Annotated in this window: 14 protein-coding genes; 9 read left to right on the top strand and 5 right to left on the bottom strand. The window is 65.9% G+C overall.

Annotated elements, in window-relative coordinates:
* The coding region (locus WAW17_RS23200) for a succinate CoA transferase (RefSeq protein ID WP_422335254.1) at positions 1-1370 on the bottom strand (1370 nt) is incomplete at its 3' end.
* 192 nt (positions 1371-1562) lie between these two features.
* Here WAW17_RS23200 and WAW17_RS23205 point away from each other — a divergent pair.
* Together WAW17_RS23205 and WAW17_RS23210 are read left to right on the top strand one after the other, a co-directional pair.
* Positions 1563-2645, top strand: coding sequence for a diacylglycerol kinase (locus tag WAW17_RS23205; RefSeq protein WP_422335255.1), 1083 nt, complete (start codon positions 1563-1565; stop codon positions 2643-2645).
* 219 nt (positions 2646-2864) lie between these two features.
* On the top strand, positions 2865-3149 hold the full coding sequence (locus WAW17_RS23210; protein WP_422335256.1) for an ANTAR domain-containing protein: 285 nt from the start codon (positions 2865-2867) through the stop codon (positions 3147-3149).
* Here the strand turns inward: WAW17_RS23210 and WAW17_RS23215 are convergent.
* Together WAW17_RS23215 and WAW17_RS23220 are read right to left on the bottom strand one after the other, a co-directional pair.
* Complete coding sequence (locus WAW17_RS23215) at positions 3146-3496, bottom strand: TraR/DksA family transcriptional regulator (protein ID WP_422335257.1); 351 nt, start codon at positions 3494-3496, stop codon at positions 3146-3148. The genes WAW17_RS23210 and WAW17_RS23215 overlap by 4 nt on opposite strands.
* A gap of 2 nt (positions 3497-3498) precedes the next feature.
* A complete protein-coding gene (locus tag WAW17_RS23220) occupies positions 3499-4026 on the bottom strand; it encodes a DinB family protein (RefSeq protein WP_422335258.1) in 528 nt (175 codons plus the stop codon).
* Positions 4027-4184: 158 nt separating this feature from the next.
* On the opposite strand from WAW17_RS23220, the gene WAW17_RS23225 reads away from it, so the two are divergent.
* From WAW17_RS23225 to WAW17_RS23245, 5 genes are all read left to right on the top strand, one after another.
* Entirely contained in the window at positions 4185-5306 is a 1122-nt protein-coding gene (locus WAW17_RS23225) for a lipase family protein (RefSeq protein WP_422335264.1), read from the top strand.
* Positions 5303-6136, top strand: coding sequence for an SDR family NAD(P)-dependent oxidoreductase (locus tag WAW17_RS23230; protein ID WP_422335259.1), 834 nt, complete (start codon positions 5303-5305; stop codon positions 6134-6136). The genes WAW17_RS23225 and WAW17_RS23230 overlap by 4 nt, the downstream gene beginning before the upstream one ends.
* Positions 6137-6301: 165 nt before the next feature.
* Complete coding sequence (locus WAW17_RS23235) at positions 6302-7936, top strand: sigma-54-dependent Fis family transcriptional regulator (protein WP_422335265.1); 1635 nt, start codon at positions 6302-6304, stop codon at positions 7934-7936.
* 166 nt (positions 7937-8102) lie between these two features.
* Entirely contained in the window at positions 8103-9611 is a 1509-nt protein-coding gene (locus WAW17_RS23240) for an aldehyde dehydrogenase family protein (protein ID WP_422335260.1), read from the top strand.
* Positions 9612-9634: 23 nt separating this feature from the next.
* Positions 9635-10741, top strand: coding sequence for an NDMA-dependent alcohol dehydrogenase (locus WAW17_RS23245; RefSeq protein ID WP_422335261.1), 1107 nt, complete (start codon positions 9635-9637; stop codon positions 10739-10741).
* A gap of 36 nt (positions 10742-10777) precedes the next feature.
* On the opposite strand, the gene WAW17_RS23250 is transcribed toward WAW17_RS23245, so the two are convergent.
* Positions 10778-11773 (bottom strand): LLM class flavin-dependent oxidoreductase, encoded by a 996-nt coding sequence (locus WAW17_RS23250; protein WP_422335266.1) that lies wholly within the window; start codon positions 11771-11773, stop codon positions 10778-10780.
* Between the two features lie 99 nt (positions 11774-11872).
* A complete protein-coding gene (locus WAW17_RS23255) occupies positions 11873-12856 on the bottom strand; it encodes an LLM class F420-dependent oxidoreductase (protein WP_422335262.1) in 984 nt (327 codons plus the stop codon).
* 53 nt (positions 12857-12909) lie between these two features.
* On the opposite strand from WAW17_RS23255, the gene WAW17_RS23260 reads away from it, so the two are divergent.
* Both WAW17_RS23260 and WAW17_RS23265 read left to right on the top strand, forming a co-directional pair.
* Positions 12910-13701, top strand: a complete 792-nt coding sequence (locus tag WAW17_RS23260) for an RsiV family protein (RefSeq protein WP_422335263.1) — start codon at positions 12910-12912, stop codon at positions 13699-13701.
* Between the two features lie 127 nt (positions 13702-13828).
* Positions 13829-13937 (top strand): nuclear transport factor 2 family protein (locus WAW17_RS23265; RefSeq protein WP_422335267.1); only part of this gene is annotated, 109 nt, incomplete at its 3' end.

The raw sequence follows: 13937 nt of genomic DNA on the forward strand, positions 1-13937 counted from the left end.
GACAGCCCACGGAGGTCGGCGAGCCCCTGCTCGGTGACCACCACCTGGGTGTCGTGCTCGGTGTGGTCGACGTGCGGGACCATCGGGACGATCGACGAGATCGCTCCGTTCTTCGCCGTGGACGGGCTGAGGAACATCGACAGGTAGCCGTTGCGGGCGAAGTCGCCGGAGCCGCCGATGCCGTTCATGATCTTGGTGCCCATGACGTGGGTGGAGTTGACGTTGCCGTAGATGTCGGCCTCGAGCATCCCGTTCATGGCGATGATTCCGAGTCGCCGGACGATCTCCGGGTGGTTGCTGATCTCCTGCGGGCGCAGCACGATGTGCTCGCGGTAGAACTCGATGTCCGAGACCAGTTCGTCGATTCCTGCTTTGCTCAGTGCCAGTGCGGTCGCCGACGCCTGCGCGACGGTGCCGGTCTTGATCAGGTGCAGCATGCCGTCCTGAATGACCTCGGAATAGCAGGTCAGACCCTTGTACGGCCCGCGGTCGAGGCCGCGGAGCACCGCGTTGGCAACGTTCCCGATTCCGGCCTGCAGCGGCAGCAGCGTGTCGGCGGGGAGTCGTCCCCGCCTCACCTCATGATCGAAGAACTCGAGGACGTGCCCCGCGATGGCCTGGCTGACCTCGTCCGGGGCCGTCAGGTCACTGGCGCTGTCGCGCGCATTCGTCTCCACGACGGCCACGACCTTCGCGGGGTCGACGCGGAAGAACGGCTGACCGATCCGGTCCCCGACGCTGGTCAGCGGGATCGGCTTGCGGTTCGGCGGGAGGGCGGTGCCGTAGTACACGTCATGGATCCCCGTCATCGCCTCGGGAACCCACGAGTTGACCTCGAGAATCACCTTGTCGGCCACGTCCAGCCACGTCTTGTTGTTGCCGATCGACGCGGACGGAATCAGCTCGCCCGACTCGGTGATGCCGGCGATCTCCACGACGGCGACGTCGACGTTGCCGTAGTAGCCCTGCCATACCTGCTGCGCGACGTGGGACAGGTGGATGTCGACATAGTCCATGCGGCCCTGGTTGATCTTCTTTCGCGCCGTCGACTCCGACTGGTACGGCATGCGTAGCGAGATGCCGTCGATCTCCGCGAGCACACGCTCGGTTTCGGTGGAGACGGACGCACCCGTCAGGAGGTTGATGGTGAAGTTCTCGCCCGCGCCGCGCGCGGCGTGAATGCGATCAGCCAGGGCGGGGATGATGACCTTGGGTGTTCCCGCGCTCGCGAAACCGCTGATCGCCACGGTGTCGCCCGGACGAATGGAGGTGACGGCGGTTGCAGCGGAGGTCACCTTCCGTTGGAAGATCGAACTCCGGATTCGGCTGGGTTCGGACTCGGTCGCCGGCGTCCGGAATTGCGATTGCACAGGCCACAGGCTATCGCGCGCTGTTCGGCGCCTGACAGCTGACCCGGGACGCGCGCGCTGTTCGGCGTCTTCCCACCCCTGGATTCTGCCCGCCGTGCGAGTAGAACCTGTTACATTCCGAGAATCGCGCCGGCTTACCAGAAACCGCGAACATCGGCCGCTGCGTCATCGATCTGGAACTCGGAGAAGAACATGACCTACCGCGTCGTCGAATGGTCCACCGGCACCGTCGGACGCCACGCCATCGCGGGCATCGACGCCCGAGACGACCTGGAACTGGTCGGCGTCTGGGTGTCCAACCCGGACAAGGTCGGCAAGGACGCCGGAGAACTGGCCGGCCTGGGACGCAGACTCGGGGTGAGCGCCACTGACGACAAGGCGGCACTGCTCGCACTGAAACCCGACTGCATCGTGCACACCGCGATGACGGACGACCGCATCTTCGAGGCCATCGACGATCTGGTTTCGTTCCTCGAGGCGGGCATCAACGTCGTGTCGTCCGGTCCGGTGGTTCTGCAGTACCCGATCGGCGTACTACCGGACGCCCTCGTCGACCGCATCCGTCGCGCCGGCGAGCAGGGTGGTGCAAGCCTCCATGTCAACGGTATCGATCCCGGGTTCGCGAACGATGTCCTGCCGCTGGCCATGACCAGCCTGTCGCAGCGGATCGACGAGGTTCGATGCTACGAAATCGCCGATTACTCCACCTACTACCAGCCTGTCGTGATGCGGGACATCTTCGGTTTCGGCAAATCCCTCGACGAGACGCCCATGCTGTTCCAGCCGGGTGTGTTGTCGCTGGCGTGGGGTAGCGTCGTCCGGCAGATCGCCGCCGGGCTGAACGTGACGCTGGACGAACCGCTGGTGGAGAAGGTCGAACGCGTTCCCGCGGGCGAAGACCTCGACGTCGTGTCCTGCCACATCCCGAAGGGGACGATGGCGGCGGTGCGTTTCGAGGTGATCGGCACCGTCGACGGCGTCCCACGCGTGGCGCTCGAGCACGTCACCAGAACACATCCCGGCCAGATGCCCGAGTGGCCGCACCCGTCCGGGGGCGATGGCTGCTACCGCATCGAGATCAAGGGTGAGCCCATGATGACCGTCGACTTCAGTCATCATGGCGAGAACGGTGACCACAATGTGTCGGGCATGATCGTCACGGCCATGCGACTGGTGAACTCGGTACAGGCCGTCGTCGAGGCTGCGTCCGGACTCGTCACGGCGCTGGACCTTCCCCTCATCACCGGCCGCGGACTCGTTCCCCGCACCACCTGACATCGCCCGATGTCACATCGGTTCAGTTAGATTGCACCACTGTCACATTGGGCGGGCGGTGGGAAATCACATTGGGCGGGGCGGTGGGAATTCGTAACCAACTTTTGACGAACAACTGTGGATGCGGCCCGGAAACCGCGGCGAGAAAGTCCGGAACGTGGTGTGATGTGGGTTACACAGACCACGAACGCCGAGTGGCGACACCTCAGAGGCGGAATATTGACGATCGAAGCTCACCGCGCTACCCGCGCCACCCGTCACCTGTCCGCATTGGACGCAGCTATCCGGATTCTCATCAGCGCGCGAGGAAATTCCTACAGCGCGGACCAGGCCTTCGACGAACTGCTGGATTGCTCGATGCGACACCACGTCGACATCGGCGACCTGGCGGAAGCGCTCCTCCATCTCGCCCAGGGCGACCACCCCCACGGTGAAGACCACCGACGGGCGTGTGACGTGGCGGAAGGGGAGTGGGGGTCTCTGATCGCGGTGACCGACACCTAACGACGCACCTCCGAGCAGTCGATGCAGGTTTGCACGGCGGGAAGGGCCTCGAGTCGGGCGTCGGCGATCGGCCGCCCGCACCGCACGCAGATGCCGTAGGTTCCCTCGTCGAGTCGCCGCGCCGCCGCCGCGAGGTCGTCGAGTTCCCGACGCGCGTCGGCCAGCAGCGCCGAGACCTGAGCCCGTTCGAAGGCGATGGTCGAACCCTCCGGATCGTGCTCGTCGTCGTCGGTGGTGAACTCCGAGCCCTCCACGATGGCCGTGAATCGTGCGGTCAACGACGCGACGCGACGCTCGACATCGTTTCGTTCCGCTTCGATCCGGATGCGGTGATCCGGGCGATTCACCGTCAGCCCATCGTTCGGGAGCCGTCGAGAGCTTCCCTGATGATGTCGGCGTGACCGGCGTGCTGAGCGGTTTCTCCGATGATGTGGAGCAGTACGCGGCGGGCGGACCATCGGGATCCCGGCACGAACCACGGTGCTTCGGGCAGCGGGTGCGAGACATCGAGATCGGGTAGCGCCGAGACGATCTTGTCCGTCCTTTCCGCAACCCGCGCGTAGCGTTCGAGCACACCGGCCAGGGTTTCGTCTTCGCGAAGGGTGAATTCCTTACGCCGGTTGCCGGCGCCGGTACCGTCGACGGGCCCGCCGCGCACCGCATCGGTTCCCTCGACCACGAAATTCATCCAGATCTGTTCCACCTGGGAGACGTGCTTGATCAGCCCACCCAGGTTGAGTTCACTCACGGTCGTCCGCTGCGTCGCCTGCTCGTCGTCGAGGCCGCGCACCGTGTACCTGAGAAGAGACCGGTGGTGTGCCAGTGCCTCCAGAAGTTCGGCGCAATCGCCGGCGGTAGATGTTCCATCAGAGCTCACGGTATTCCCCTTCTCTCGGGCGGTGACGAACGGATTCGACGGTATCGCCGACCTCCGAGATCGGGCGCGGGTTTCGTGATCGAGGCGTGTCGACGGCCACGGCAGCCACCTACTACGGTGAGCAGGTGACGAGACCCCGGGCCCAGCTTGCAGCCGGCGTGGCCGCGGCTTTTCTCACCGTCGGCGCAACCCTGATCGCTACCCCCACCGCGTCTGCCGAGGAGATTGGTGGGACGCCGGGAAGCGTGGTCGACGTGTCGGAACTGCCGCGCGATCTCTGGATTCCTGGCACGGCCGAGGCGCAGCGCATCACCTACCGGACCATCGGGTCCGACGGGAATCCCGCGCTCAGCAGTGGTGCCGTGTATCTGCCGCCCGGTCAGGCTCCCGACGGTGGCTGGCCCGTGATCGCGTGGGCGCACGGCACATCCGGCCTCGCAGACGCGTGTGCGCCGTCGTTGATCGGCCCGGCTCTTCCCGAACGCGACTATCCGTATCTCGCGAACTGGCTGGGGCGTGGCTACGCCGTCGTATCGACCGACTACGTCGGTCTCGGCACACCCGGCGTGATGCCCTACCTGGATGGGAAGGTGGAGGCGCACAGCGTGGTCGATTCGGTGAAGGCCGCGCGTGCCGTTCACGACAGCGTGTCGAACAAGTGGGTCGTGGTGGGCCAGTCCCAGGGCGGCGGGGCGGCCGTCACGACCGCGCGGTACGCCACCGAGTACGGGGGCGACTCGCTCGACTACCGGGGTGCGGTGGGGACCGGTGTCCCGGCGAACATCGAGTTGTCGCTGCTGCCGCTGGGCCCGGGCGTGCCGCCTACGGCGATTCCTGCAGGGCTGACGTCGTACCTGTTCTACATCCTCGCGGGCCTGAGATCGGCGCACCCCGAGATCGGTCTCGACTCGTACCTGACCCCGCTCGGTGCGCACTACGTGAACCTGGCCGAAGAACTGTGCACCAACGAACTCCACGACGCCGCACAAGGTGTGGTGGTGGGTGATCTGTTCGGCAAGCCGCTCGGGCAGATCCCCGGATGGCACGCCCTTCTGGCCGACTACATGGCCATTCCCACGAGCGGATACGACCGCCCACTGTTCATCGGGCAGGGACTCACCGACATCGACGTCCCGGCGCCGTCGGCACTGTCGCTGGTGGCGGCCCTGACAGCGAACGGGGAACCGGTCACCTTCAGGACCTATCCCACTGACCACAGCGGCGCGCTCGTCGCGTCGCAGGCCGATACCATCCCCTTCGTCGAGGAGTTGTTTGCATGAGTGAATTCGCCGGACGCGTCGCCGTGGTCACCGGAGCCGGATCGGGGATGGGCAGGACACTCGCCTACGAGCTGGCCAGGCGCGGCGCCAAGCTGGCCCTGTCCGATGTGGACGCCGAAGGGCTCGCCGAAACCGTGTCGCACGCACAGCAGCTGGGTGCGGAGGTGAAATCCGATCATCTCGACGTCAGCGAGCGCGCGGCGGTACTCGCCTATGCCGATGCCGTCGCCGGACACTTCGGCGTGGTGAACCAGGTGTACAACAACGCCGGTATCGCGTTCTCCGGCACGGTCTTGCAGACGGAGTTCAAGGACTTCGAGAAGGTGATCGACGTCGACTTCTGGGGTGTCGTGAACGGCACCAAGGCTTTTCTGCCGCACCTCATCGCGTCCGGAGACGGGCATGTGATCAACACGTCGAGTCTGTACGGCATCTTGTCGTTGCCGCGGCAGAGCGCCTACAACTCGGCGAAGTTCGCCGTCCGGGGGTTCACCGAGTCGTTGCGGATGGAGATGCTCTCCGCCGGACACCCCGTCCGCGTCACGTGCGTGCATCCCGGCGGTGTGAAGACGAGCGTCGCCGACAACGCCGGCGCTGCGGGCGGCACCAAGGACGAGGCCGAGACCCGGCTCTACAACGAGAAGTTGCTGCGGATGAGCCCCGAGGACGCCGCGCGCATCATTCTCGACGGTGTCGCGAAGGACAAGGCGAGGGTTCTGGTCGGAAACGATGCGAAAGCGCTCGACGCCGTGGTCCGGATTCTGGGGTCGTGGTACCAGAAGCCGATGGTGGCGAGTCTGAAGCGGCTCATGCCGTCGCGCAGCAGCTGAGCCGCGGCGACATCACGCCCCTACCCGACCGACCGTGCTGTTCCCCTGTCCGGAATCCGGACAGTCCACGACGGTACTGCCGATGCAGTATGGCGTGGATCACACGGTTTCGTACGTTCGAGGAGCGGTGAGGAGTCGAGGTTGGACACAGTCGGAAATGCGGTGATGCGGCCGGAGATCGCGCTGTCGTGGAAACGCTCGGCGCTCAGCGGTCTGCACCCCGGCTCACGACCGGACTCCGATCCCTGCCCCGACCTGGACACTTCCAGCCGACTGCTCACCGCGGCCCGGCCCATTCTGGACGAGATGGAACAGCAGATCCGCGGCACCGGATTCTGCATCCTGCTCGCCGACCGGGACTGCCGAATAGCAGCGCGCCTGTTCGACGGCCCCGAACTCGTGCGGTCGATGGACGCGTTGGGCGTGGTCCTGGGGTCGCGATTCGGTGAGGATCATGTGGGAACCACGGCGCTGGGCACACCACTCGAGGTGCGCCGCGGAGTCGTGATCCATGGCGAGGAGCACTACCTCGAGCAGTTCAAGGACCTCAGTTGTTACGGCCACCCCATCGTCCATCCGGTGACGCGCCGGGTCGAGGGCATCCTCGACATGACCGGTATCGCGGCGAGGGCCAACCCCCTCTTCGCACCCTTCCTGGCGCGCGCAGCGGCCGACATCGAGCGCAGGCTCCTCGAAGGGTCGCGGGTCTCGCAACAACGACTCGTCGACGCTTTTCAACGCATGTCGCCGCAGCATCAGGTCGCGGTGACGGCGATCGGGGAGGACATCCACCTCAGCAACCGGGCCGCGCTGGACCTGCTGCAGGCCGCCGATCATGCGACGCTCAAGGGCCTCGCCGTCGACCTCCGTCCCGACCGGTCGGTGACGGCGCGTATTCGGCTGGTGTCGGGTGAGCCCGCGCTGGTGCAGGCGGAGCATGTGGCCGGTACCGACGGCGGGGCGGTGTTCTCGGTCCGTCCGGACAGCAGGACCGCACCGATTCGTCGGCGGGCGGCTGCTGCGCGGTCGGTCTCCGAACGCGCCGGATCGGAGCTGGCACGACTGCGGGACACCCGCGCTCCGGTGGCGATCAGTGGTGAGCCGGGCACCGGACGAACCACGGCCGTCCGGGATCTGGCAGGCGACCAGTCGGTCGTATGGCTGGATGCCGCGGCGATCGCCCTCGTCGGAACTCAGGAGTGGATGGACGAGCTTCTCGCGCGTGCCTCGGGCACCGCCGCGGTGCTTGCGATCGAAGACGTGCAACTGGTGCCCGAATCGATGCTTCCGGTGCTCATCAAGCTCCTCGCAACGACCTCGGGGCCGCGGATCGTGATGACCAGCAACTCCCTCGAGGATCTTCCGTCCGGTGTCGCGGGAGTCCTCGGCCGGTGCCCCGGCCGGGTGGTGTTGCCGCCGCTACGACAGCGACGGCGCGAGTTCGCGGACCTCGCGCAGGCGATCCTCGACTCCATCGAGCCGGGACTGCGTATCACCGCGAGCGCTTTCGAGGCACTGATCGCCCGTGACTGGCCGGGCAACCTTGCCGAGTTGGCGGTGGTGCTGAAGTCCTCGGCGAGTCGGTGCACCAGCGCGCAGATTGCCGTCGACGATCTGCCGGACGCCTATCGGACGTCGCCACGGGTGTCGCGGCTGGCCGGCCGGGAGCGGGCGGAGCGGCAGGCGATCGTCGAGGCCCTGCGTGAATGCGGGGGGAACAAGGTGCATGCCGCGACCGCCCTGGGCATCAGCCGCAGCACGCTGTACGTCCGGATGCGGGCCCTCGATATCACCGTCTGACCACGCCCGTCCGACCACGCCCGTCCGACCACGACTGTCTGACCACGCGTCGGGCTGTCCGACCACGCTTCGGGCGACGTGGGGGGGTGTCCGGAGTCAGGACAGTTAGCGACCTCGCAGTCGGTGCACTATGAGTCACGTCACATACGCGACTTCGGAGGTTTTCATGACAGCGACGATCGAACCCCGTCAGGCCGAACTGCTGCCGGCGGTGCGGAAGTTCTTGTCCGGCAACAAGAAATTCCTTGTCGGCGGGGAATGGGTGGACTCGGCCACCGGTGAGACGTTCGAGACGATCGATCCGGCCACGGGCCACGTGCTCGCCACCGTGTCTCGCGGCGGGGCCGAGGACGTCGACCGTGCCGTACGGGCGGCGCGGGTGGCATTCGAAGAGGGTCCCTGGGCAACCATGAAACCCAATGAGCGGGAACGCCTGATCTGGCGGGTCGGTGACATCCTCTCCGAGCGTGCCGAAGAATTCGGTCAGCTCGAGGCCCTCGACAACGGCAAGTCGGCCGCCATCGCCTCGGCCGTCGACGTGGCGTGGTCCGCGGACATCTTCCGGTACTTCGCCGGTTGGTCCACCAAGATCGAGGGCACCACGGTCAATGTGAGCATGCCGTTCGTTCCGGGCGGTCAGTTCCACGCCTACACCCTGCGCGAACCGGTCGGCGTCTGCGGGCTGATCGTGCCGTGGAACTTCCCGCTGCTGATGGCCTCGTTCAAGCTGGCGCCCGCACTCGCCGCCGGCAATACCGTCATCCTCAAGCCTGCCGAGCAGACACCGCTCACCGCGCTGCTCCTCGGTGAGGTGTTCGAGGAAGCCGGCTTCCCGCCCGGTGTCGTGAACATCGTGTCCGGTTACGGTGATGCGGGAGCGGCACTCTCGGCGCACGAAGGTGTCGACAAGATCGCGTTCACCGGGTCCACCGAGGTGGGCAAGAAGATCGTCGACGCCGCGAAGGGCAACCTCAAGAAGGTGTCGCTCGAACTCGGCGGCAAGAGTGCCAACGTGGTGTTCGCGGACGCCGATTTCGATGCCGCGGTCACCGGCTCCCTCAATGCCTGGCTGTTCAACCACGGGCAGTGCTGCGTGGCCGGAACCCGGATGTTCGTCGAGGACAGTATCTTCGACGACTTCACCGCAGCGGTCGCCGAAGCCGCGAGCCAGGTGAAGATCGGTCCCGGTCTCGACCCCGCCACGCAACTCGGCCCACTGGTGTCGCAGGAGCAGTTCGACAAGGTGACCGGCTACCTCGCCGCCGGACTCGCCGACGGAGCTCGCGCGCTCACCGGCGGAAAGCGCTGGGGAGACACCGGTTTCTACGTCGAGCCCACCGTCTTCGTCGACGTGCAGCCGTCGTTCAGCATCGTCGAGGAAGAGATCTTCGGCCCTGTCGTGGCTGCGCTGCCGTTCAACGCCGAAGAAGGGGTGGCCGAGGCCGCCAACAGCAGTATCTACGGACTGGCCGCGGGCATCTGGACCAAGGACCTGTCCAAGGCGCACCTCACCGCCCGTCAACTCAAGGCCGGATCGGTCTGGATCAACCAGTACAACGGCTTCGACACGGCGATGCCGTTCGGCGGATACAAGCAGTCCGGTTGGGGTCGCGAACTCGGCGCCACGGCCATCGACCTCTACACCCAGACCAAAGCCGTCAACATCGCACTCTGACCGTTACTCGACGAGGAGAAGACATGAAAACCACAGCAGCGGTTCTACTCGGGCCGGGCAAGCCGTTCGAAATCATGGAACTCGACCTGGACGGTCCGGGGCCGGGCGAGGTTCTCATCAAGTACACCGCCGCCGGTCTGTGCCATTCGGACCTGCATCTCACGGACGGTGACCTGCCGCCGCGCTATCCGATCGTCGGCGGGCACGAGGGATCCGGCATCATCGAGGAAGTGGGCCCCGGCGTCACCAAGGTGAAGCCCGGCGACCACGTGGTATGCAGCTTCATCCCGAACTGCGGCACGTGCCGTTACTGCGCCACCGGACGGCAGAGCCTGTGCGACATGGGCGCTACCATCCTGGAAGGTTCGATGCCCGACGGTTCGTTCCGATTCCATTCGGGCAAGGATGATTTCGGTGCCATGTGCATGCTGGGTACCTTCTCCGAGCGGGCCACCATCTCGCAGCACTCGGTGGTGAAGGTGGACGAGTGGCTTCCGCTGGAAACCGCCGTCCTGGTGGGCTGCGGTGTGCCCTCCGGCTGGGGTACCGCGGTGTATGCGGGCGGAACCCGTGCCGGTGACACCGTCGTCATCTACGGCGTCGGTGGACTCGGTATCAATGCCGTCCAGGGTGCGGTGAGCGCTGGCGCGAAGTATGTGGTGGTGGTCGATCCGGTAGCGATGAAGCGGGAGGCTGCACTGAAATTCGGTGCCACACATGCCTTTACGGATGCGGCCGAGGCGGCGGAAAAGGTCAACGAGCTCACCTGGGGTCAGGGCGCCGATCAGGCACTCATCCTGGTGGGCACCGTGGACGAGGAAGTGGTTCAGAACGCCACGGCGATCATCGGTAAGGGCGGCACCGTCGTCATCACCGGCCTCGCCGACCCGGCGAAGCTCACCGTGCACGTCTCGGGAACCGATCTCACCCTGAATCAGAAGACGATCAAGGGCTCACTGTTCGGTTCGGCCAACCCGCAGTACGACATCGTGCGACTGCTCCGTCTCTACGACGCGGGTCAGCTGAAACTCGACGAGCTGATCACCACCAAGTACACCCTCGAGCAGGTCAACGAGGGATACCAGGATCTGCGCGACGGCAAGAACCTTCGCGGAGTGATCGTGTACTGAGCCGGCATCCGTGGCGAGCCGGGGTCGAGGCCGCCGTCACCCACTCACCGCCGCGGAGTGCCACACATCGGCGATGAGGTCGTACGATTTCAGCCACGACGCGGTGTCCTCGGCCTGGGTGGCGACGATCAGCTCGTCGGCCTGAGCGTGCTCGGCGAACTCGTCGAGGTACGCCTTCACCTCGTCCGGTGTCCCGACTGCGGTGTAGCGAACCATCTGCATGATCTGCTGTCCGGCGGGCGAGGAGACGATGAGGTCGACCTCCTCGGGTGTGAAGGTCTGGCCCCGGCCGACCATCTGCACCACCCGCCGCCGGACGGCGCCCTCGAACTGCCGGTGCGCCTCGGCGCTGGTCTCGGCGGCCATGGCATTCACGCCGGCGATCACGTACGGCTCGGACAGCTGTTCCGACGGTTCGAACCGTTCCCGGTACAGCGTCACGGCATCGACCAGCGACTCCGGTGAGAAGTGGGAGGCGTTGGCGTAGGGGAGGCCGAGCTTGGCGGCGAGCTGGGCGCCGAACAGTGAGGAACCGAGGATGTAGAGGGGAACGTCGGTGCCCTTGCCGGGGATCGCGTCGACGCCGGGGATGCGGGAGTGACCCGCCAGGTAGGCCTGCAGTTCCAGGACGTCCTGCGGGAAGCGATCAGCCGACGCCGGGTCACGGCGTAGCGCGTACATCGTCTTCTGGTCGCTGCCGGGCGCCCGGCCCAGCCCGAGGTCGATACGACCGGGGTGCAGGGTCTCGAGGGTGCCGAACTGCTCGGCGATGGTGAGGGGAGCGTGGTTGGGCAACATGACTCCGCCGGCACCGAGCCGGATGCTCTGCGTATGTGCCGCCACGTGCGCGATGAGCACGCTGGTGGCCGAGGACCCGATGGACGGCATGTTGTGGTGTTCCGCGTACCAGACCCGCCGGTATCCGCGCCGTTCGGCCAGCTGCGCCAAGGCGACACTGGCCTCGAAACTGTGGCGGGCGGTCTCGCCTTCGCGGATATGCGCCAGATCGAGAATCGACAGCGGAACGCTCACAGCCATGTCTACCTTTCCTCACGAACAGGCGCGAGACGTTAGCCCGGCGCACTACCTCTGGCATACAACCGCAGAGGTAGCGCGCCTATTCCGGGAAGGTCAGGCGTCGACCAGGGGACGCAGAGTTCGCCCGGCCAGCTCGACGATTCCGGGCTCATGCCCGTTGACCACCAGATTCAGCACGATTCCGTCGATGCCCTGGTCGAGGATTCGGGTCTGCACCTGCTCGGCGACCTCGTCGGGGGAACCGCAGAAGTGCCGCTGGAGGGTCGCTGCCCGTTTCTCGTCCGACAGGGCGGACAGATCGACGCCCTGGGAACGCAGGAAATCGCTCTGCAGCTGCCGGGCGCGGTCGCCGTTCTCGTCGATGATGACGGACGCGAGATAGCTCGTTTCCAGACTGGACCGGTCGCGCCCCACCTCCGCGCACCGCGCGTCCAGCGCCTCGAGCTTGCGGGGGAGTTCGGAGGTGTTGCAGATGATGTTGAGGTGCTCGGCGAACTGCGCCGCCAGCCGGAACGTCTTCTTCTCGCCGGAACCGCCGATCAGAATGGGCAGGTCGTCGCGGATCCGCGGCTCGTTCGTCGCGTTCTCCACGTGATACCACTTGCCGTCGAACGTGGGCCGTTCGCCGCGCAGCATGGGCGTGATGATCTGGAGGGCCTCGTCGAGTTTCTCGAAACGGTCGGTGAACGTGCCGAACTCGTAACCGAACTGACGGTGCTCGAGTTCGTACCAGCCCGCCCCGATTCCGAGTACGGCCCGGCCGCCGCTCACGACGTCGAGGGTGGACACCGTCTTGGCCAGCATCGGCGGGTTGCGGTAGGTGTTACCGGTGACGAGCGCCGACAACTGGATGTTCTCGGTGGCCGTGGCGATCGCGCCCAGGGCGGTATAGGCCTCCAGCATCGGTTCGTCCGGTTTGCCGATGCCGGGCAGTTGGTAGAAGTGGTCCATCACGAACAGGGTGTCGAAGCCGGCGGCTTCCGCTTCGCGGGCCTGCGCGAGGACGGTCGGGAACAGGTCCGCGACGGGAGTGGAATAGCTGAAGTTCGGGATTTGGTAACCAAGTCGGATAGTCACCCGATCGACGCTACTCGACTCCTCGAGCGCCTGCCTCGTGATAGATATTGCTGATGAACGAGTTCCGTGTGTCGGGTCGAATCGCCGGTCTCGCCGCCGTCGGGATCATGTCGTTGGCGGCATGCTCGGAGCAGTCCGGCACCGCGGTGAGCATCCCGTCGACCACGTCGGTGGAGGTCTCCGGCACCGCCGTTTCCGAAAGCTCCGATCCGGCACCGCCCGCGAGTGCCCCCGCCGCATACACCGAGACGTCGCTGCGGGTCACCGGTTCGACGGACAGGGTCGACTACGACGTCGTGATCCCGCAGATCGCCGGCGGCAATCCGGCGGTCACCGCCGAGTTCAACGAATCGATGCGAACCGCCCTGCAGGATCAGATCGACGGGTACGGCACCGATGCCTTCACGCTGCACAGTCAGGAAAACAGCGTCGCCCACATCGGTGAGCGCGTCGTCAGCGGGTTGCTCGTCACGTCCTGGAACGCCAATCCACCTGGCGCCCATCCCACCCCGATCGTGGCCACCGTGGTGATCAACGCCGACGACGCGTCACCGATCACGCTCTCCGATCTGTTCCCCGACCTTCCCGCCGGACTGCGGAGACTGTCCGAGCAGTCCGCGTTGCTCCTGCCCGGCACGGTCGCCGGCCCGGAATACGAGCGGACCGGCATCGAACCCGTCGAGAAGAACTTCGCGAACTGGCTGGCAACGCCCGCCGGGATGGAAATCCACTTCGACGACTACCAGGTGGGCCCGCACGCGATCGGACTCGTCACGGTCACCGTGCCCTGGGACGCGCTCGCGGACGTGATCAATCCTGCACTGGCCGACGTCGTGTCGAGTTAGGTCGTGTACCACGACCCCGCCTCGTTTCCTGCAACTGATTCCGTCGAACTGATCGACTACACCCCGCCGGCGCGTGATAGTAGAACAGGTATCAGTTTTTCAGTTCCTCGAGGAGAAGGTGTTCGACGTGGATCTCGAAGCGGTCGCCGCGATCAGCCGGCTCAAATATGCGTACCTGCGTTCCCTGGACACCAAGTGCTGGGACGAGTTCGCCGACACGCTCCTTCCCGACGCGA

Origin of the sequence: Rhodococcus sp. (in: high G+C Gram-positive bacteria), assembly GCF_049286785.1 — a bacterium.
Classification (GTDB): Bacteria; Actinomycetota; Actinomycetes; order Mycobacteriales; family Mycobacteriaceae; genus Rhodococcus_F.